This window comes from Hahella sp. KA22 (assembly GCF_004135205.1).
Classification (GTDB): Bacteria; Pseudomonadota; Gammaproteobacteria; order Pseudomonadales; family Oleiphilaceae; genus Hahella.
Genome location: NZ_CP035490.1, coordinates 6,897,594 through 6,914,815 on the forward strand (window position 1 = coordinate 6,897,594; position 17,222 = coordinate 6,914,815).

At 51.8% G+C, this 17,222-nt stretch carries 23 protein-coding genes and 1 tRNA gene; 12 read left to right on the forward strand and 12 right to left on the reverse strand.

Annotated elements, in window-relative coordinates; genetic code table 11:
• Nucleotides 1–169: 169 nt before the first annotated feature.
• Together EUZ85_RS30690 and EUZ85_RS30695 are read left to right on the forward strand one after the other, a co-directional pair.
• Nucleotides 170–532: a hypothetical protein gene (locus tag EUZ85_RS30690; protein WP_127973873.1), complete on the forward strand. Its 363-nt coding sequence runs from the start codon at nucleotides 170–172 to the stop codon at nucleotides 530–532.
• Between the two features lie 17 nt (nucleotides 533–549).
• Nucleotides 550–798, forward strand: a complete 249-nt coding sequence (locus EUZ85_RS30695) for a DUF2845 domain-containing protein (protein ID WP_241566904.1) — start codon at nucleotides 550–552, stop codon at nucleotides 796–798.
• A gap of 96 nt (nucleotides 799–894) precedes the next feature.
• Here EUZ85_RS30695 and EUZ85_RS30700 read toward each other — a convergent pair whose 3' ends face one another.
• From EUZ85_RS30700 to EUZ85_RS30710, 3 genes are all read right to left on the reverse strand, one after another.
• Entirely contained in the window at nucleotides 895–2,241 is a 1,347-nt protein-coding gene (locus EUZ85_RS30700) for a phosphomannomutase (protein ID WP_127973875.1), read from the reverse strand.
• 130 nt (nucleotides 2,242–2,371) lie between these two features.
• A complete protein-coding gene (locus tag EUZ85_RS30705; RefSeq protein ID WP_127973876.1) occupies nucleotides 2,372–2,938 on the reverse strand; it encodes a B3/4 domain-containing protein in 567 nt (188 codons plus the stop codon).
• Between the two features lie 214 nt (nucleotides 2,939–3,152).
• Nucleotides 3,153–3,332 carry a hypothetical protein gene (locus EUZ85_RS30710; protein WP_127973877.1) on the reverse strand — a complete coding sequence of 60 codons (180 nt, stop codon included), beginning with the start codon at nucleotides 3,330–3,332 and terminating at the stop codon, nucleotides 3,153–3,155.
• A gap of 453 nt (nucleotides 3,333–3,785) precedes the next feature.
• Here EUZ85_RS30710 and EUZ85_RS30715 point away from each other — a divergent pair.
• Nucleotides 3,786–3,862: transfer RNA gene (locus EUZ85_RS30715), tRNA-Arg, on the forward strand.
• 57 nt (nucleotides 3,863–3,919) lie between these two features.
• Here the strand turns inward: EUZ85_RS30715 and EUZ85_RS30720 are convergent.
• The 6 genes from EUZ85_RS30720 to EUZ85_RS30745 form a co-directional block, all read right to left on the reverse strand.
• Nucleotides 3,920–4,405, reverse strand: coding sequence for a GNAT family N-acetyltransferase (locus tag EUZ85_RS30720; protein ID WP_164887398.1), 486 nt, complete (start codon nucleotides 4,403–4,405; stop codon nucleotides 3,920–3,922).
• Nucleotides 4,406–4,540: 135 nt separating this feature from the next.
• The gene (locus EUZ85_RS30725) at nucleotides 4,541–5,257 is read right to left on the reverse strand and encodes a hybrid sensor histidine kinase/response regulator (RefSeq protein ID WP_127973879.1); all 717 of its coding nucleotides are present in this window, start codon (nucleotides 5,255–5,257) and stop codon (nucleotides 4,541–4,543) included.
• A gap of 90 nt (nucleotides 5,258–5,347) precedes the next feature.
• Nucleotides 5,348–5,596: an NAD-dependent epimerase/dehydratase family protein gene (locus tag EUZ85_RS30730; RefSeq protein WP_127973880.1), complete on the reverse strand. Its 249-nt coding sequence runs from the start codon at nucleotides 5,594–5,596 to the stop codon at nucleotides 5,348–5,350.
• Nucleotides 5,597–5,631: 35 nt separating this feature from the next.
• The gene (locus EUZ85_RS30735) at nucleotides 5,632–6,459 is read right to left on the reverse strand and encodes an SDR family oxidoreductase (protein ID WP_206617974.1); all 828 of its coding nucleotides are present in this window, start codon (nucleotides 6,457–6,459) and stop codon (nucleotides 5,632–5,634) included.
• 50 nt (nucleotides 6,460–6,509) lie between these two features.
• A complete protein-coding gene (locus EUZ85_RS30740) occupies nucleotides 6,510–7,082 on the reverse strand; it encodes a TetR/AcrR family transcriptional regulator (RefSeq protein WP_164887399.1) in 573 nt (190 codons plus the stop codon).
• A gap of 90 nt (nucleotides 7,083–7,172) precedes the next feature.
• The gene (locus EUZ85_RS30745) at nucleotides 7,173–7,355 is read right to left on the reverse strand and encodes a hypothetical protein (RefSeq protein WP_127973882.1); all 183 of its coding nucleotides are present in this window, start codon (nucleotides 7,353–7,355) and stop codon (nucleotides 7,173–7,175) included.
• 371 nt (nucleotides 7,356–7,726) lie between these two features.
• Here EUZ85_RS30745 and EUZ85_RS30750 point away from each other — a divergent pair, with 371 nt between their 5' ends.
• Nucleotides 7,727–8,038 (forward strand): BON domain-containing protein, encoded by a 312-nt coding sequence (locus tag EUZ85_RS30750; RefSeq protein WP_127973883.1) that lies wholly within the window; start codon nucleotides 7,727–7,729, stop codon nucleotides 8,036–8,038.
• A 151-nt stretch (nucleotides 8,039–8,189) separates the two neighbouring features.
• On the opposite strand, the gene EUZ85_RS30755 is transcribed toward EUZ85_RS30750, so the two are convergent.
• Nucleotides 8,190–8,495, reverse strand: coding sequence for a DUF1840 domain-containing protein (locus tag EUZ85_RS30755; RefSeq protein ID WP_127973884.1), 306 nt, complete (start codon nucleotides 8,493–8,495; stop codon nucleotides 8,190–8,192).
• Between the two features lie 78 nt (nucleotides 8,496–8,573).
• On the opposite strand from EUZ85_RS30755, the gene EUZ85_RS31310 reads away from it, so the two are divergent.
• Entirely contained in the window at nucleotides 8,574–8,732 is a 159-nt protein-coding gene (locus EUZ85_RS31310; protein ID WP_164887400.1) for a hypothetical protein, read from the forward strand.
• A gap of 84 nt (nucleotides 8,733–8,816) precedes the next feature.
• The gene (locus EUZ85_RS30760) at nucleotides 8,817–9,404 is read left to right on the forward strand and encodes a sterol desaturase family protein (RefSeq protein ID WP_127973885.1); all 588 of its coding nucleotides are present in this window, start codon (nucleotides 8,817–8,819) and stop codon (nucleotides 9,402–9,404) included.
• Nucleotides 9,405–9,458: 54 nt separating this feature from the next.
• Here the strand turns inward: EUZ85_RS30760 and EUZ85_RS30765 are convergent, their stop codons facing one another.
• Together EUZ85_RS30765 and EUZ85_RS30770 are read right to left on the reverse strand one after the other, a co-directional pair.
• Nucleotides 9,459–10,904 carry an OmpA family protein gene (locus EUZ85_RS30765; protein WP_127973886.1) on the reverse strand — a complete coding sequence of 482 codons (1,446 nt, stop codon included), beginning with the start codon at nucleotides 10,902–10,904 and terminating at the stop codon, nucleotides 9,459–9,461.
• A gap of 254 nt (nucleotides 10,905–11,158) precedes the next feature.
• Complete coding sequence (locus EUZ85_RS30770) at nucleotides 11,159–11,479, reverse strand: BON domain-containing protein (RefSeq protein ID WP_011397173.1); 321 nt, start codon at nucleotides 11,477–11,479, stop codon at nucleotides 11,159–11,161.
• 258 nt (nucleotides 11,480–11,737) lie between these two features.
• Here EUZ85_RS30770 and EUZ85_RS30775 point away from each other — a divergent pair, with 258 nt between their 5' ends.
• The 6 genes from EUZ85_RS30775 (at nucleotide 11,738) to EUZ85_RS30800 (ending at nucleotide 17,012) form a co-directional block, all read left to right on the forward strand.
• Nucleotides 11,738–12,592 (forward strand): transglutaminase family protein, encoded by an 855-nt coding sequence (locus tag EUZ85_RS30775; RefSeq protein WP_127973887.1) that lies wholly within the window; start codon nucleotides 11,738–11,740, stop codon nucleotides 12,590–12,592.
• 24 nt (nucleotides 12,593–12,616) lie between these two features.
• Nucleotides 12,617–13,399, forward strand: coding sequence for a transglutaminase family protein (locus EUZ85_RS30780; RefSeq protein ID WP_127973888.1), 783 nt, complete (start codon nucleotides 12,617–12,619; stop codon nucleotides 13,397–13,399).
• A 127-nt stretch (nucleotides 13,400–13,526) separates the two neighbouring features.
• The gene (locus tag EUZ85_RS30785; protein ID WP_127973889.1) at nucleotides 13,527–14,312 is read left to right on the forward strand and encodes a Crp/Fnr family transcriptional regulator; all 786 of its coding nucleotides are present in this window, start codon (nucleotides 13,527–13,529) and stop codon (nucleotides 14,310–14,312) included.
• Nucleotides 14,313–14,324: 12 nt separating this feature from the next.
• Entirely contained in the window at nucleotides 14,325–14,705 is a 381-nt protein-coding gene (locus EUZ85_RS31785; RefSeq protein WP_241566905.1) for a CsbD family protein, read from the forward strand.
• Between the two features lie 364 nt (nucleotides 14,706–15,069).
• Nucleotides 15,070–15,807 carry a Crp/Fnr family transcriptional regulator gene (locus EUZ85_RS30795; RefSeq protein WP_127973890.1) on the forward strand — a complete coding sequence of 246 codons (738 nt, stop codon included), beginning with the start codon at nucleotides 15,070–15,072 and terminating at the stop codon, nucleotides 15,805–15,807.
• Nucleotides 15,808–15,962: 155 nt separating this feature from the next.
• Nucleotides 15,963–17,012 carry a fatty acid desaturase gene (locus EUZ85_RS30800; protein WP_127973891.1) on the forward strand — a complete coding sequence of 350 codons (1,050 nt, stop codon included), beginning with the start codon at nucleotides 15,963–15,965 and terminating at the stop codon, nucleotides 17,010–17,012.
• Nucleotides 17,013–17,222: the final 210 nt, after the last annotated feature.

Below are 17,222 nucleotides of genomic sequence, written 5' to 3' on the forward strand. Positions count from 1 at the left end.
TTTACGACTCGGGACGAAAAGTGGATTCGCCATGACGGCCCCGCTATAATGCCCGACGCGCTTAACCGGGCGCACTTGTTCGCGCTCACAAGGCTCGAGCCTACCCCGACGCCAAAAGCGGAGGGGCCGCGCTTATTATCCTCAGCGCAGACTCCAATCCAGCAACGTCATGGTAACGCTGATGCGCCTCGCTCCTTATAGACGCCACCTCATCATCACAGAATTCGTCGCCCTCGCCGCGTTGATCGGCTCTATGTATCTGTTCGCCCAAATGGCGAAACAAGGCGAAGTGGTCTCCCCCGGACTTTGGCTGATACCTATTATTTCCAGCTTTCTGGTGATTTCAGGTTTTTGCGGCAATCTTTATATCCGCTGGGTGGAGAGCATCGGTCAGACGGAAGAGCAAGCATCTGGCGGGAAGCCTGTTCAGCGAGTGTTCATATATCTGCTGATAGCCTCTTTATATATCATCTGGTTTATGGCGGTGGTTCAAGCATGGTCCTCTCATCAGGCGTTAAGCGCCTCTTCCTAGCACTATTACTTTGTTCTGTGTCCGCTTCCAGCTGGGCGTTGCGATGCGGCAAAGATCTGGTTTCGGAGTCAGATCTGGATTACGAAGTTCAGGCCAAATGCGGCCAGCCGGACGACATCAGTCTGATCGGTTATGGGCTGACGGACGATAAAACCCGGGAGTTTAAAATTGAGCGCTGGATTTATCTGCAGCCGAACAAGACGCTGTTCATCCTGCGCTTTGAAGCCGGCAAGCTGGTGGATATTTCCTGGAAACGCGCTCCCTGATCTATTCAGGACGGGTCACGCATAAAATAAAAGGCCGGCGCTCCGAAGAACGCCGGCCTTTTCTGTATCTGACTTTTTACCGCTAGCTCAGCCGAATCAGATACTGTCGATTTTCGCCAGCAATTCCGCAGTCTTCGCTTCCATCAACGCCTGATCCCCACGAGATTCCACATTCAAGCGCACCAGAGGCTCGGTGTTGGACATACGCAGGTTAAAACGCCAGTCATCGAATTCCACGCTCAGGCCATCCACGAAGTTCACGGATTTCGCCTCAGGCGCGTATTCATCTTCGATTGCTTTCAACACTTTGCCCGCATCTTCCAGGGTACGGTTGATTTCGCCACTGGCCGGATACTTTTTCATGCGATCATCAATCAGGCTGGACAGCGACTTGCCGGTAGCGCTGATCAGGTCCGCCACCATCAACCAGGGAATCATTCCAGAGTCACAGTAAGCGAAATCACGGAAATAGTGGTGCGCGCTCATCTCGCCGCCGTACACAGCGTCTTCATCACGCATGCGTTGCTTGATGAAAGCATGGCCGGTTTTGCTCTGAATAGCCTTACCGCCCGCCGCTTCGACCACGTCGATGGTATTCCACACCAGACGCGGATCGTGGATGATGCCAGCGCCAGGATGCTTGCTCAGCAATTGTTCCGCCAGTAGGCCTACGATGTAGTAACCTTCAATGAAGCGTCCGGTTTCATCAAACAGGAAGCAGCGGTCATAGTCGCCGTCCCAGGCCACGCCAAAATCAGCGCCGGATTCCAGCAGCGCAGAGCGGGTGCTGTCGCGGTTTTCCATCAACAGAGGGTTAGGCACCCCATGCGGGAAGTGGCCGTCTGGCTCGTGATGCACTTTGACGAAAGTGAACGGCAGGTGTTTTTCCAGCTCGTCAATCACCAAGCCCGCACCGCCGTTGCCCGCGTTGACCACGACCTTCATTGGCTTCAACGCGGAAGCGTCGACATAGGTCAGCAGATGCTGGATATAGGCTTCCAGGGTGTCTAGTTTGTGATAGGAACCTGGCTTCTCGGCGTCTTTGAATTCGCCCGGCACTTTGCCTTTGATATCCAGCAGGCCGGTATCAGAGCTGATTGGGCGGGAGTCCACGCCAACCAGCTTCATGCCATTGTAATCCTGAGGGTTGTGGCTGGCGGTAACCATGATGCCGCCGTCCATTTTGTGATAGAAAGTCGCGAAGTACACCTGCTCTGTACCGCACAGCCCGATGTCGTAAACATCGGCGCCGGCCGCCATCAACCCCTTGCTCAGGGCTTCAGCCATCGCGGGGCTGGACAGGCGGATGTCATAGCCAACCACTACTTTCTTAGCTCCGGTCACCTCAACATAGGCGCGGCCAATCCGTTCCGCGATATCGTTATTCAGCTGGTCAGGCACGCGGCCTCTGATGTCATAGGCTTTGAAACAGCTAAGATCCATGAATGCGTTACTCCAGTATGTGTCTGTAAATATGGACTGCAATGAATATAAGTCGATTGTAAAGTGGATATCGGGCCGTTGCACTGCGCCAAAAGGAATATATTTCCGCCGAGGAAATACTCCATAAACCTCATTCATGCAGGCATTCGAAGCGTTGCGTGCAGTCGCCGCCGCAGTAGGTCAGGATAAGGTCGATACAGCTGTTGGCGGCGGCGCGTACACTCTCCGCGGCCATGTCGGCATGCCCCTGAAAAATCAATAACATCCTACGGCTCGACGGCTGTAGACAAGTCTCCCTGGATTGTCGGCAATCCATCCTGCACAGCACCCGGTCAGCAGCGTCCAGGTAGGCAAACTCCCCTACTGGCGTTCGCGCCTGATCCTCACTCCCCAAGGGAGCGAACATCTCTATACCCCGGGTGATATCCAGGCGCACGTCGCCATCCAGCCTGTCGATATCATGAGCGCCAATGGAAATTCTTCGCTCCAAAGACATCAGGTTGTAGATATCCACCACAGGGCTGATTAACGGAATATCGCCATTGCGCCGCAGGGTTCCGATCAGGTTTTCCACAGAGACCGGGAAGCGTTTCCAGGATCGCGCCACCGACTCCTTTAACCGACGATAGCCGCCAATATGGGGGTCAGAGTCCAGATCACAACCCCGATACATCGCCAGCGCCTGCGCCAATTTCACTTTTCTTAGCGCATGCAGATAAGGCGTGTAGTCCCTGTTTTCACATCCTCTAACGCCACAGCGACCACCTGCAAACCTAAGTGCGCGGCGGCGCGGGTCATCTGAAAATCAACCATCCCTAGACTCCTTGTTGCTGGGCGTGGGTCAACGCGACGGTTGACTGGCGCAGGCTAAAAAAAGGCAGGGGAAAACAAGCCCGCCCTGCCTGATCGCTTCAATCGTCCCGGCGTTTGATATAGACTTTTTTCTGCGCGAGCCTTGTGGAGGCGACACGCAGCGCCGCATATACCATCGCTCCTAACGCCAAAGCTGCGAGGATGGAGGCGTCGGGGCTATCGGCAAAGATGAAAGAGGCCGTTGCGTCTTGCCAAGTACTAACCAGACCTGATTGCATTGTCCACTCCTACTATTACGGTAGTGTTTTAAGCTCAGTAAAAAGCACCCATCCCTCAGCGCGCCGATCCACAGCATCAATGACAGGCTTCTATAATCGTTCAGCATAAAATATGCCACGCCCTAAACTGCTGATTTAACGTAAGAACCATCAGCCTGATAAGTCACGGGCATCGTTGTTGACGCCCTTATTCGCGCCACTCAAGCGTCTGACCATTATCAAAGTGGTGCATAAATACGCATAAATAAAAGAAGGGGGTGATCTACAACCAGATCCAACGGCCATAACAACGCATGGCCAGAATCTTCGCCATGGATCGGAATAAAAGAAGAGAAATCAAGAAAAATCGCGTCAAACGCGATTCAGACATAGACAGAAAACGACAATCTACCTATCATATGCACCCTGTTTTGTTGAGTCTCGAAGGGACTCCACATTACAACCTGCCCTAAAGCGCCCGTAGCTCAGCTGGATAGAGCGTTGCCCTCCGGAGGCAAAGGTCAGAGGTTCGAATCCTCTCGGGCGCGCCATTTTCTCCTCCTCTTTTATTAAACGTCTGTACTGACTCCATCACCGCATTTCTTATCTCAGATGCGCTCTTGCGTCTGCCCTGGCGCTCGCAACATGCTGTACAAAGTGAGTTCATTTTTTATTTTTGCTTCCTTAAACACCCGAAAGCCAAACCGGAGATAAAAGCTGATCGTCTCTTTTGAGCACTCAAGATATGCCGATATGCCCTGTTGATCGCAATGCTGCAAAACCGGCTGTATCAATCCCGTCGCAAGCCCCCTTCCTTGCACGGCGGGTTTAGCGCCAACCATAAAAAGGTACCAGTGCGCATACTTGGGGCGATTTTTTTGCTGTACGAAGTGGAGCTGGACGATTCGCTTAGCCGCGGGCGCTAAACGATAGAGTAAGGTCGCGCAAAGTAATTCCTGATAGAAAATACTTTGCCAGCTAACGCGGGGCTGTTGCCATAGACAAACGCTCTGATGAGTATGATCCGCGTACATGGTTCGCTGTTGAATGATGACCTTCGTGATCACGGAAATAAGGGTTTGCAGTCGCGACATTCGCTTCTCATGGTCAGGAAACAAATAGACCATCGTCGGATCAGCGTAAAATGCCTCTGCTAAGCTTCCAATAATTTTCTCAGAAGCTATATGGGGTGATTGTCTGTTTTGAGCGGCCCCAGGAGGTTCCATTTTCTAAACAGCTTGTTTTGAGCTGGCCGGAGTCGCCCTGAATATATGCAAAAGGTTCAGGCGCAGTTCGGCGGGTTTTAATGGTTTATGCAGTAACTTATATCCGCTCTGCGCAGCCTCGCTGAGATGCTCCGGGGCGGTGATCAGAAGTCCTGGAATTTCACCATTCAGTAAGGCTCGAATGCTGTTGATGGCGTCAATTCCAGTAAGATTTTCCCGTAGTCGAAGGTCCGCGATAATCAGGTCAGGAATAACTCCCTTGCACAGTTCAAGCGCCTCCATCTTGGATTGGCAGCTTGATACATCGCACCCCCAGGCTGATAGCGCTTTGGTCATCGCATGTCTGATATCCGCCTCGTTATCAATGAGCAGAATCTGCTTGCCGGATAAATTCTGATTGGGGAAATAATCGATGCAAGTTTCTTGCTTCACCAAGTTCGGGTCACCCAATGGCAAACTGAATGTAAACGTAGCCCCCTGTTTCAACTGAGAGTCCACGCTTATTTCAGATCCAATTAATTGCGTCAGCCGCTTCACGATAGAGAGTCCTAGACCAAGTCCTTTAGTACGATCCCGCTCCGGATTATTGAGCTGGTAGAACTCATCAAAAATACTTTCAATTTTACCAGCAGGTATTCCCGCTCCCCTATCCGTGACGTGACGTGACGTGACGTGAATCGTTACCTCTGTTTCGTCATTGCTTTCCAGCAAAAGCTTCACTTCGCCTGCGAGTTATAACTGAATCTGGTGTTCGGCAAGTTTGAAAAGAAGCGGCGTATCTGGTTGATTTGTTGTCGCCAAACAAGTCAATCAACACATAAGACCGCTATGAACAAAAATACTGTTGTCGAGTTTTCCCGTCGAGATGAAACGAGCGATCCGTGTAGAAGTTTCAGCATTTTGAAGATCACCAATTCTTGATTCAAACCGCAGATCTTTGATTTTACTGAGATCGGAACCTCTGCGATGAATGACGACAATTTCATGACCTCTCGACAACAATGCCGCCCCCGTATGATGCCCCAGCATTCCCGTAGCGCCGATAATACCCACTTTCATCGTATATCCTCCTCTGTCATGTCAGGTCGTGTCCGTCACAAGCCTGCGTGTTGGCGAATCATCCCTAATCTCTTCTCTTCCGGAAGGCTTCGATGCAATTCAAACCCCTGTTCTGCGTCGGGTCCTGCGAGATACATGACTTTGCCTGTCTCATCAGTCGCTGCCGTGTATATAACCTCGGCAATTGTCTCAGGTGTGGAATAGTTACCGCGACGCTCACTCATTGCTGTTAGCGCTTTAGTAAGATTGGCGCTATAGGGGTTCTCTCCGTCACCGAAAGTTCGCGCCATGGAGCGACCGGCAAAATCGGTGGCCACGCCACCTGGCGCAATGGTCTTGGCGCGGATACCAAATGCAGCGAGCTCATAGGACAAAGCTTCGGTAAATCCAACCACGGCGAATTTAGTCGCGTTATAAAGAGAGAAAAAAGGAAGAGGGATAATCCCGCCTAGCGAAGCAACATTGATAATGGCGCCACTCCCCTGATTTCGCATTGTCGGCAAAACCGCCCGCGTGACTGTGAAAATGCCATCGACATTGGTCGCGAACTGGCGGCGGATTTGTTCATCACTGGCGGTTTCAAATGGTCCGAATAATCCGTAACCGGCATTATTGATGAGCGCATCAATACGTCCGAATTGATTGAGGGTTTCGGCCACAGCGGCCTCCACCGAGGCAGGGTCGGTGACATCAAGCGAAAGCACTTTAATGTTTGGATTTTGAGTCAGCTCTCCGCCATCTGCCGGTTTACGCATGGTCGCAACAACATTCCAGCCCCGTTCAGCGAACAAAACAGCGGACGCATGCCCGATTCCGCTTGAGGCGCCGGTGATCAGAACAACAGGGTTAGTTTCAGTCATCATAATATTTCCTCTTTGTCGAATATATATTCGGTTATAAGTTAAAAAAATACCTAGGATCGTATGCCATCCCAGCAGAGCTGGAAGGCAATCTCACGGGCTTCTTCGGTATCAGTGATCGAACTGGCGCGAATAAGGCGCGCAGTTTCGCGGATCGACCCGAAAAATAGCGAGCTAATAAAAAGAATCGGAATCGGTTTTAGGATTTCCTCTTTCTGCCCTTCTACAACAATCTGTATCAGTCCTTCACCATGTCGTTCGACAAAGGCGCGGCTTTCATCGCTCATGAAGGATGAACCGACAAACTGTTCCATAAAGGTCACCTTATCAAAGCGTTGCAGGCGGTGATCGAGTATCTTATTCCATACATTGCGCACTTTGCTTTTTAGCGGCAGGGTTTGGTCAATGCCAGTGGAGTAGAAGTCCAGAGCCTCTCTCTTGGCCTGACGATAGACTTCATTGAACAACGTTTCTTTGTCTGGGAAATAAACATAAAGCGTACTGGTGCCAATGCCAGCTTCTTTGGCAATCTGAGCCAGGGTCAAGCCGAAGAGTCCGCGTTCTGTCGCCAAGCGGCAGGTGGCGGTAATCACGGCTTCAAGTTTTCTCTCATCTTTAGGTTTCATAAGAGTCACTTTAGCCGAATATATATTCGGCATCAAGAAAAAAATGTATCCCTCGGGATTTGAGCTTACTCAAACCTGCTGATAGCGTCATCAGAAATGGATTTGCTGAAGTCCTTTTACTCCCAGCGTATCGCGTAGGTGGCGCAGGACTGGGTTATGGTCATCGCCGTGTTCATCCCAAACTTTCAATAGCGCCTCTTTCCAGTGTTCACCGTTTTTCAACTGCATCGCGATTAAGGCGTCCATTTGAATGAGCGACAGTGGGGCTGGCATAAAACCTCCTGAATAATTCGTATCTCAGCGACTGTATACATCCAGTCACCGGTTTTAGTTTCAGCTTTCATCATGGACGCATCCTGCGCCCTTGTCGGTACGATAACGTACAGGCGTCAGTTCGCTCGAAAACCGTGCTCATAGCTGTGTTCGTCGGCGCACAGACAGGCGCGCGCATTGGCGTAGCATCTATGGGGAAATGATGGCGCTGGGAGAATCGCAATGAGCGGTTGTAGGGCGCAATATTGTCGTGGCCAAACAGCCGCAGACAGGAACACTCCCAGCGCCAGGTTGAGTCTGAGCGTAATGAACCATCTTTTTAGCCGCTGACATTAAACAACGTCAGCCCTACTTATCGGGAGCTTCTGAACATGACATCTAAAAAACGCTTTACCATCTATTTACTGGCTATGACGTTGGCCTTTTGGGTGGGTTGTTCTACAACCTCAAACCAGGAAAGCACTGGCGAATATATCGACGACAGCGTGTTGACCGCGAAGGTAATTATGGCGGTCTTCAATGAGCCTTCGTTGAAGAGCTCGGAAATCAATGTTGAAACCTACAAAGGCATAGTCCAACTCAGCGGTTTTGTTAACTCCCAGGCGGATATCGACAAGGCCATCAAAGTTTCGGGGAATGTGGACGGGGTTAAATCTGTCAACGCGGCGATGAAACTGAAGTGATCGAATATGAGCCATTGTCTCCAGCCGGGGCTCAAGCGCTACTTTATTATTAACATGGCAATGATATTGGCATATTAATCATCAGGCGCATGGATGCGCCTGCGCGGAGGCACAGAGCCCCAACCGATAGACTTAATCCACTTCGGCGCGATTATTCCCACATGATGGCGGCGTTGTCGTCTTCGGCCGCCTTTAGCAGTTCAATGAGCGGCAGAGCCCGGTTTCTCAAACTCACTGTCGGCTCATCATCGTCATCATTTGCGGCCTCCGCGGATGGTTGTGAGAACTGCTCGCTTGCTATCGCCCTGGAAAGCCGATCTAGCGCCGCCGGTACTTCGGCGGCTGAAAGTGATCCTGGTACGGTCCCGCTATGTCCCATTATCTTGAGGAAGGTTTGTGCAATATTCCCGAATAAATTCACATTGGAATAGGCGTCTGTTTTAAAAGTTACCAGCATAAGAGGCGTCCTCACTGTTTTAATGCGCGCACTGCCAAAGAGATACTCCCCTTTTTCGCGCCGTGATGTTTCATGTAGATGTTAACTGACCTGCACAATGGCCAGCCCGCAGGTCGTCAGACTTATTTCACCCGCCTCGCCATTTCATTAAGCGGTCTTGAAGAGATGTACGCCACCGTACAGACGACAGGTCAGGGTCTGGTTAATCTGACATCCATCTCCACCAATATGAAATAGCGGCCACAGAACGGCTGAACGTCTGATAGACATCGCCCTTTAGGTGAAGCTGTTTCAATTGTGCTCACTGCGTTGAGGTCTCCTATGAATATACTTAGATTGGAACACAGCAAAACTGCCTACGCCGCCGACTTTGTTCTCTATTTCCTTACCTTCGTTGCACTGGGAATCGCACTGACATCAGTAAGCCCACGACCGCAACGCCCCGAGCTGGCGATGCTTATATTTGTTGGCCTGATGGGATGGACGCTCATTGAGTACCTGCTGCATCGTTTTGTCCTCCATGGCATGCCGCTGTTTCGCACCTGGCATGCTGAACATCATCGTCGCCCAAGGGCGCTGATCTGCGCGCCCACCATATTGAGCGCCTCTCTGATCTTCGTGCTGATCTTTCTTCCCGCCTGGATCATCAGTGATCGGTGGGGAGCCTGCGCTTTAACGTTCGGCATTGTAACCGGTTACCTCGCCTACTCTGTCACCCATCACGCCATCCACCACTGGCGTGCGAACGGGCCTTGGCTGAGACGTCGCAAACATTTACATGCAATGCACCACCAATCTGATGGCAAGTCGGTGTTTTTCGGCGTAACCAGTGTATTCTGGGATCTGGTGTTCGGCAGTGTTCCATCACGTAAACAACCTGATATGGATGCGGACGCCGGACGTCGCTGACGTCGCAACCATCAAGCTGGCGATGGCGCGCCCAGACAACAAGCGCGCGCCAGGCTATTGCCCAAGGTCCTCGGGATTCACAATCAGCACTTCCACCCGACGATTGCTGGCCCTGCCCTGAGCGGTCTCATTACTGGCGACAGGCTGCTGCTCACCATATCCCTGCGCCGAGATTTTCTGGGCGGGTATGCGTCCGATTTCAGCCAGAATACGCGCAACGACTTCCGCACGCTGACCAGACAACAGCTGATTCATATCCGTACTACCCCGGTCATCTGTATGGCCCGTCACCACAATGGCGGCTCCCGGAAATTCACGAATCGCTTCGATGATTTTATTCACCAGGATATAGTTTTCACCTTGAATCTCGCTCTCACCGGAAGGGAAATTAAAGCCGTATGCCCGTATTAACACGTTATCCAACTGCCTATACACTTCCGCCTCTTTTTGACTGAAAAGCGACTGAATAGCGATGAACTTTTCCTTAATCGCCTGATCCCGTTGCGCCGCTTTCTTTTGCTCAGTGAGGATATCCTTTTTTTCTGAGGCCATGGTCTGCGCTCTATCATTAGCTCTCTCCAATGCAACCTCTGATGAAGCATTTTTACTTAAAATACCCGCTAATTGCGCATTTAAATCTTTTACCAACTCTTTATTAGACAGATCAAATGAGGCGTCGCTCACCACGGGTGCGACGATGTTGGCTACCTGTTGTTGATACCAAATCACTTTGTCTTCCTCATTGAAATCCGATTCTTCGAAGTGAGTGATCATATCTGCGATATGCTCAGCCCGCAGCGTGTTCCAAAGCGCCTTTTGCGCGTGAACCTGCGCTCTTTCCGTATCCGTTCTATCCGCATCCAGAGTCTTTAGGGCAAGTTGATATTCTTCTTGCGCCAACGCCATGGTCTTAGGCGCCAGGTTATCAACATCTCTGCGCTTGGCGGCGGTGATGGCGTCACGGGCCTGATCCACGATATTGCCTTTCAAAGCGGCCAACTCCGCTTTCGAGTACAGCCTGGCTATATCTGCGCGCCCAGCTTTGGCTTCTTCCAGATTACCTTTTTCGATCAGCCCAGTGAGCTTGACCATGCCGCTTTCAGCCTGGCGAAAGATGTCCGGGGTCACTTTATCTGCATTAGCCGTTAAGGCTTTCTTGCGTGCGGCAAACACCTCATCCAGATGATAGGCCGCAAGTTGCGCGTTTTCCCTGGCTGAGCCCAGCGCCGCCAGTCCCTGCCTGGCGATACTGTCCGCTTTGGAATCGCCTGCTTTTCCCCGATCAAGAGCGTCCTGATAAGACTTGGACGCCATACTAAAACGCTGCGGAGACAATACGTTCAAATCGTCAGTTCGCCCTTGCGTCAACTGTGCGTTTAGTTCAGGTAGAACGGGATATTGTTGGTATGCGGCTTGGTCGCTGAGCAGTGTACGGCTTGCGCAGCTCGCCAGTCCTATGGTTAATGTGGTCACAGAAAGAAATGCAGTTACTCTTTTCATGTCAGAGTCTCCATTTTAAGGGTGGGGGCGACTGCCTTGCGCCTCGTACATAATCGCTATTCGATAAGCATGCTTCTTATGTCGGCGTCAGGTTTGGTTTGCCGTCAGCATCTTGTTTAGTCACAGACAAAAAAGCGCAGGTTCCTACAGAACGCCGCCAGAGTTCAGTGCTGAGAGGTAACCGCCTGCGTTCTGGAAAGCGTTCCTTGAACAGGGTGGGAGGAGCAGAGTTTTCTTGCCCAGGTATTCGGCATCTAATGTCTCATGACGACATCGGGATCAAAGGTCAGGCCTTTCGTCTCTACCTTTTTTACCCCGCGCACGCTCTTGGCGGCTTTCACTGCTGCTATTTGTTCACCGGCGCTGTGCAAGTGGCCGGTTAACGTCACCACACTGTCTTTAGTGCACACTCCGACGCTGAGTCCGGGCGACTTTTTGTCGAGAAACAACGAGGATTTAACCTTCATGGTTATCCAGCTGTCTTTAATGAAGCTGTTAGCCTCTTTTGTCGAGCTTTCTGAGTTTGCGGCCGCCGTTGGCGAAGCGTCTTCGGCCTCAACTTTATTTTTGTCCATGTCTGCACCTCCTGTTACCTGTTTCACATTGGAAAGACGAGCATATACTCGAGAATGACGGTAGTCGGTGCGCTACCGCACTGACCTGTATGTGAGACAGGGCCTGACATGTGCAGGCCCTGTCGTTGCAGGCAAATAGAAGGATGCTATTTGCCTGCCGGATTAATATACTGCGGTTTCACCGCCCCTCGTCCGCAACGACGGCTGGCGCCCGATTCTGACGATCTCACCTCACCACACAGGATGGCGTATTTCGGTATGAAGCGATACAAGATCGGGCATGAGACAACCTATTCCTTCTCCGGCTTGGTACAGTTGTACCCGCATACACTGCGGCTGCGCCCCAGAGAGGGTCATGAATTGCGGATTGAGTCCTCCAGGCTGGATATATCCCCTCCTGCGACCCTGCGCTGGCATCGTGACGTGGAGGGAAATTCCGTTTCCGTCGCCAGTTTTATCGACAAAGTGAAACGGTTGAGAATATACAGCGAAGTCCTCATACAGAAATACGATCTCGCTCCCCTTGATTTCCTGGTGGCGGACTACGCCGTCGACTATCCATTTCACTATTTGGATGAAGACAGAGCGGTGCTCGCCCCCTACATCGATGACGCGTGCGGCGCTGATAACGTTGGGCTGTCCGACTGGATCAACAAGCTGTGGCGGCATGGCGAAACAGTTCAGACCATCAGTCTGCTACTGCGATTAAACCACCACATTTTCCAGACTATCGCCTACCGAAAACGCGAGGAGGAAGGCGTTCAGAGCGCGGAACGCACCCTCTATCTTGGCTCAGGATCCTGTCGGGATTCCGCCAACCTTTTTATGGCCTCCGCCCGACGGCTGGGCTTCGCCGCCAGATTCGTCAGCGGTTACATCTATGTCAACGGCATGTCGATGCAAGTGGGCTCCACGCACGCCTGGGCGGAGGTGTTCATTCCCGGCGCCGGCTGGAAAGGCTTTGACCCCACCCGGGGAACGATTGTCGGAGCTGAGCACATCGCTGTCGCTGTCGCCAGATTGCCAGAATCGATCCCTCCTATCGCGGGCGACTTTTTTGGCGTTCCTGGTTCATCAATGGAGGTGAATGTCCGGGTAACGGACATCACTTAAGCCTCCTTCCCGGAGACCTCGCCAATGTGGTTAAAAACAAGCTGTGAACTCCTATTCGACATCGCAGTTCCCACGCCATTTATCTTAATGTTGCGCCCACGAAGCGGCGCGCAACAGTGGATCGCCTCCGAAGAATACTTACTCTTCCCAAGCGTTCCCGTTTTCGAATTTACAGACGACTACGGCAATCTTTGTCAGAGACTGGTGGCGCCGCCTGGGACGTTTAAAATCCATACTTCCGCCAGAATCATGACTTCCGATCATGTTGACGAGGAGCCCGGAGGCGCCTTTATCGACGTCCAACGCCTGCCCGACAATGTCCTGAAGTACTTGTTGCCCAGCCGATACTGCGAGTCTGACTGTTTTAATGACATGGCGCGTGAAATTACCTTGAATCAGGACCCCGGCTACGATCAGGTGGCGGAAATTGAAAGCTGGCTACGTAGAACCATTAAATTTCAACCAGGAAGCAGCTTAACGCCGCTGTCAGCGATTGAAGTGAATCAAAAACAGATTGGCGTATGCAGAGACCTTGCTCACCTGGGCGTCGCCCTTTGCCGCAGCCTGAGCATTCCCGCCCGCATGGTGGTGGGGTATTTACACGCCTTGCGCCCTATGGAGTTACACGCCTGGTTTGAAGCCTTCGTTGCCGGACGCTGGTATACCTTCGACGCAACTCAGATGTCTAAACGAGGCGGCTATGTGGCGATTGGCTATGGCAGGGACGCAGCCGATGTGGCGATCTATAACCAGTTTGGCCCAGCCGTATTTCCTATTGAGCAAAAAGTGTGCGTTGCGCTGGCGTAAAACAAAATTAGATTCTGTTCCGCACCGTACAGACAACACGCGCCGCTTATCTTCAGACTGATGACAAGGCTGCCGGAGCCTATCCATTCTCCTCTGTGGCCCTTGCTCATAAACTGAGGATCCTCCCATGTCCACCACAACAGGCGTCGCCCACAATCACTTGCTACAGCATCTTCCTGGCAGGGAGCGCAATAAAATTATCGAACAGGGTGAACTTATGAAGTTCACGTTAGGCTCCGAACTTTGCGACCCTGGCCAGAATTACCGTTACGTATATTTTCCCTTTACCGGCTTGATTTCCCTGATGGCCAAAGTAAAAGAGCAAAAGTCTTTGATCATAGGTTTGGTGGGTAACGAAGGCATGTTTGGCGCGACACTGGCGTTAGGGATCGCCACTGCGCCGACTCAGGCCATTGTATGTCGCGCCGGCATCGGATTGCGCTTGCGCGCCAGCAAGTTTCGCAGACTATTACAGGACACTCCCTGCCTGAGACGCACGCTGAACCATTACCTTTACATGCTGATCGTACAGTTGTCTCAGGAAGCCGCCTGCGTTCACTTCCATAAAGTAGAAGCCCGTTTGGCTCGCTGGCTCCTGATCGCACTTGACCATACACAGGAAAACCATTTTCACCTTACCCATGAGTTTCTGGCGATGATGCTGGGCGTGCGTAGAAGCAGCATCAGCATCGCCGCCAAAGCGTTGCAATGCAATGAGTTGATTCGTTATACACGCGGTGAAATATCCATACTGGATCGCCACAGACTTGAAGCCGCCGCCTGTAGCTGCTATCAGACTCTGACGGCGGAGAATTCAGCGTATTGGAATAAAGGCTTTTGGTGCGCTAACGCACCGACTACAGGTTGGAGCAATCTCTATTATGGCTGTCACACCGGCAAGTCGTCGGAATAAATGGAGATTAATATGAACAAGCCAAGCGATCAAAATACAAGTAAAGGCGCCGCCAGGGATGATGACAAGAAAACATCTCCGCAAGCGGGACAATCATCCCCCCAGGGTCAATCTCAAAAAAATGCGCAAGGGTCGCAACAACACCCCCAGCAGGCGAAACAGATGACGCCGCAACAACAGACACAATCCGCCAGCATTGACGCTATTAAGGGAAAGTGGAATCAACATGTCGGGGCCGCAAAAGTCGCCTGGGGCAAGTTGACTGAAGATGAGATATTGAAGTCGGAAGGGAATGCGCAGAAATTGGCGGGACTGGTGCAGGAACGCTACGCGCTTACCCGCGACGAAGCGGATGAGCAGGTTAAAGGCTTTTTAGATAAGTGTAAGTCTTAATCGTCGCCTGATTTAGCGCTTTGATTTCAAGTCAGTAAGGAGGGGTCTGAAGCTCCCCTCCTCTTGCGCTGTCTTTGCCAGCGCGGAAATAAGCCCTGGAGGCGTTTCAGCTTTGACAAAAAGCAAACAGGGTCTGTCTCTATGGGGCGGCGCCCGATGAGATTTTCAGAGTTCGCCTGATTATCCATAGATCATTAATGGCTTAGCATGAAGGCCACTGTTAATGAAAAAGCTTTCGCAATGATCCAGACCATAGCTTCAAAGTCTCCCGCACAATAATAAGCAACGAAATGTACAATATAAGAATCAGTATTCGCCGCCCCCTATATTCGATCGACGCCAATGGATGAAAATGGATGAGTATATGTTTCCCAGATTACAACAGAACCACCTCTTAGCCGCCCTCCCCACCCACATCCTTAACCGACTTCGCCCCCATCTTGAGTTGATTGACCTGCCGCTCGGCGCAGTGCTCTATGAATCCGGCGCCGCCATGCGTCACATCTATTTTCCAACCGACTCCATCGTCTCGCTGCTCTACGTCATGGAGAACGGCGCGTCGGCGGAGATTTCCGTAGTGGGCAATGAAGGGCTTATCGGCATCGCCGTTTTCATGGGCGGCGAAAGCACGCCCAGCCGTGCGATCGTACAAAGCGCCGGTTCCGCCTATCGCATGCCGGGACCAAGGATCATGGAAGAGTTCAATCGCCACAGCGAACTATTGCAACTGATGCTGCGCTATACGCAGGCGCTCATTACGCAGATGGCGCAAACCGCCGTCTGTAACCGGCATCATTCAATAGATCAGCAGCTATGCCGCTGGTTGCTGCTGTCCCTGGACCGTCTCTCAGACAACAAGTTGACCATGACTCAGGAACTCATCGCAAATATGCTGGGGGTGCGTCGCGAAGGGGTGACAGAGGCCGCCGGCAAGCTGCAAAAGCAAGGCATTATTGAATACCACCGCGGTCATATCACCGTCCTCAACCGAGCGGAGCTTGAGAAACAATGCTGTGAATGCTATGCCGTGGTAAAAAAAGAGACCGATCGCTTACTCACGCATAGCCTTCCCAATAATGCGGTTGATTTAGGCGTTGCCTGACTTAATCACCGGCACGTTGATATGAGTATTATTTTAGCCATCTGCATAGCGTTGAACGACAGTCACACCGCCTCTCTCTGAAACGCGCCCGGAGCAAGCCAGTTCAACGCGCAGTCACTGGGTTAACCAAACCAGGAAGCACACAGGAGAGCGATATGTCTTTTCCAGTGCAGTCAGAATTGCCCCAAGATGGCTCAGTGCTACCAGAACACAGCGCAGACATTCGGGTGGGAAAGGATCTGCTTATCGCCACACAACCCTTCGCTCGGGAAGTCCCTTCGACGAGTTGGAAGCATGTCAGTACGACCTTTATCTTGTTGTTCGTTGTGTTGACCTGCGCAGGTCTGGCGCCCTGGTGGCCGTTGCAAGGGATCTTGTCGCTGCTGGGAGCATTGCTGATGGTCAGGACCTTCATCACCTATCACGATTATATGCATGGCGCCATACTACAGAATTCCCGTCTGGCCTGGCTTATGTTTCACGTCTACGCGGCGTTCGCCCTTACCCCCACTCGTTCCTGGAAAAAAAGCCACAACTATCATCACGGCCATGTGGGCATGATTAATGCGACCAGCGCAGGGGCATTTCCGCTTATGACGACGGAAATGTGGCGAGCCGCCTCGAAGCTGGAGCGACTTAAATACCGTATCGAGCGCCACCCATTGTCAATACTGGCGGGCTACCTCACTGTATTTGCTTTCAGTATCTGTTTGCTGCCATTACTTCGTTACCCCATGCAGCATTGGGACTCGCTGCTGTCGATATCAGTCCACACCGGTCTGATTGCAGCTCTGTGTTGGTTCGCCAGTTTCAATGCCGCTTTTTTCGTGGTCATACTCCCCATGACGGTCGCCTGTGCGCTGGGCTCCTATCTTTTCTTCGCCCAGCACAGTTTCAAACGCATGCATATTATTTCACCCGAAGCATGGTCTTTTTATCGGGCGGCGATGGAATCCTCAAGTTATATGAAGCTCAATAAAGTTATGCAGTGGTTCACCGGCAACATTGGCTACCATCACATTCATCATCTCAACGTCAGGATTCCTTTCTACCGCCTTCCTGAGGCCATGGCGGCCATTCCGGAACTCCAATCGCCAGTAACCACCTCACTTGCTCCAAAAGACATTGCCGAGTGCTTTAAAGCGAGCCTTTGGGATGAACACTTGCAGCACATGGTGTCCTTTCAGGAAGTGAAGTCCCCCTGATGCTTACCCGCAAGCCTGCTCCTGGTTCGCCATCAAAGCGACGCCGCCTATTTTCTTCATTTAATGACGTCCAAATGTTCGCTAGCAAACCGATGCGCAGGCAATAATCCGCCAGTATGGGGCTAGAGCCAGTCGTTAATAGCGCTCAAGCCGCCACCCAGACATCAGGTTTTGACGTGGCGCCCTACCAGCACACAGGACTATGTCCGT

Excerpts from the sequence above, each read along its gene's own strand:
- EUZ85_RS30710 (WP_127973877.1), bottom strand. The coding sequence starts at position 3,332 with ATGCAATCAGGTCTGGTTAGTACTTGGCAAGACGCAACGGCCTCTTTC.
- EUZ85_RS30795 (WP_127973890.1), top strand. The coding sequence starts at position 15,070 with ATGTTTCCCAGATTACAACAGAACCACCTCTTAGCCGCCCTCCCCACC.
- EUZ85_RS30720 (WP_164887398.1), bottom strand. The coding sequence starts at position 4,405 with ATGTCGCGACTGCAAACCCTTATTTCCGTGATCACGAAGGTCATCATT.
- EUZ85_RS30730 (WP_127973880.1), bottom strand. The coding sequence starts at position 5,596 with ATGAAAGTGGGTATTATCGGCGCTACGGGAATGCTGGGGCATCATACG.
- EUZ85_RS30800 (WP_127973891.1), top strand. The coding sequence starts at position 15,963 with ATGTCTTTTCCAGTGCAGTCAGAATTGCCCCAAGATGGCTCAGTGCTA.
- EUZ85_RS30760 (WP_127973885.1), top strand. The coding sequence starts at position 8,817 with ATGAATATACTTAGATTGGAACACAGCAAAACTGCCTACGCCGCCGAC.
- EUZ85_RS30770 (WP_011397173.1), bottom strand. The coding sequence starts at position 11,479 with ATGGACAAAAATAAAGTTGAGGCCGAAGACGCTTCGCCAACGGCGGCC.
- EUZ85_RS30700 (WP_127973875.1), bottom strand. The coding sequence starts at position 2,241 with ATGGATCTTAGCTGTTTCAAAGCCTATGACATCAGAGGCCGCGTGCCT.
- EUZ85_RS30745 (WP_127973882.1), bottom strand. The coding sequence starts at position 7,355 with ATGCCAGCCCCACTGTCGCTCATTCAAATGGACGCCTTAATCGCGATG.
- EUZ85_RS30785 (WP_127973889.1), top strand. The coding sequence starts at position 13,527 with ATGTCCACCACAACAGGCGTCGCCCACAATCACTTGCTACAGCATCTT.
- EUZ85_RS30740 (WP_164887399.1), bottom strand. The coding sequence starts at position 7,082 with ATGAAACCTAAAGATGAGAGAAAACTTGAAGCCGTGATTACCGCCACC.
- EUZ85_RS30775 (WP_127973887.1), top strand. The coding sequence starts at position 11,738 with ATGAAGCGATACAAGATCGGGCATGAGACAACCTATTCCTTCTCCGGC.
- EUZ85_RS30755 (WP_127973884.1), bottom strand. The coding sequence starts at position 8,495 with ATGCTGGTAACTTTTAAAACAGACGCCTATTCCAATGTGAATTTATTC.
- EUZ85_RS30735 (WP_206617974.1), bottom strand. The coding sequence starts at position 6,459 with ATGATGACTGAAACTAACCCTGTTGTTCTGATCACCGGCGCCTCAAGC.
- EUZ85_RS30690 (WP_127973873.1), top strand. The coding sequence starts at position 170 with ATGGTAACGCTGATGCGCCTCGCTCCTTATAGACGCCACCTCATCATC.
- EUZ85_RS31310 (WP_164887400.1), top strand. The coding sequence starts at position 8,574 with ATGTTAACTGACCTGCACAATGGCCAGCCCGCAGGTCGTCAGACTTAT.
- EUZ85_RS31785 (WP_241566905.1), top strand. The coding sequence starts at position 14,325 with ATGAACAAGCCAAGCGATCAAAATACAAGTAAAGGCGCCGCCAGGGAT.
- EUZ85_RS30765 (WP_127973886.1), bottom strand. The coding sequence starts at position 10,904 with ATGAAAAGAGTAACTGCATTTCTTTCTGTGACCACATTAACCATAGGA.
- EUZ85_RS30780 (WP_127973888.1), top strand. The coding sequence starts at position 12,617 with ATGTGGTTAAAAACAAGCTGTGAACTCCTATTCGACATCGCAGTTCCC.
- EUZ85_RS30750 (WP_127973883.1), top strand. The coding sequence starts at position 7,727 with ATGACATCTAAAAAACGCTTTACCATCTATTTACTGGCTATGACGTTG.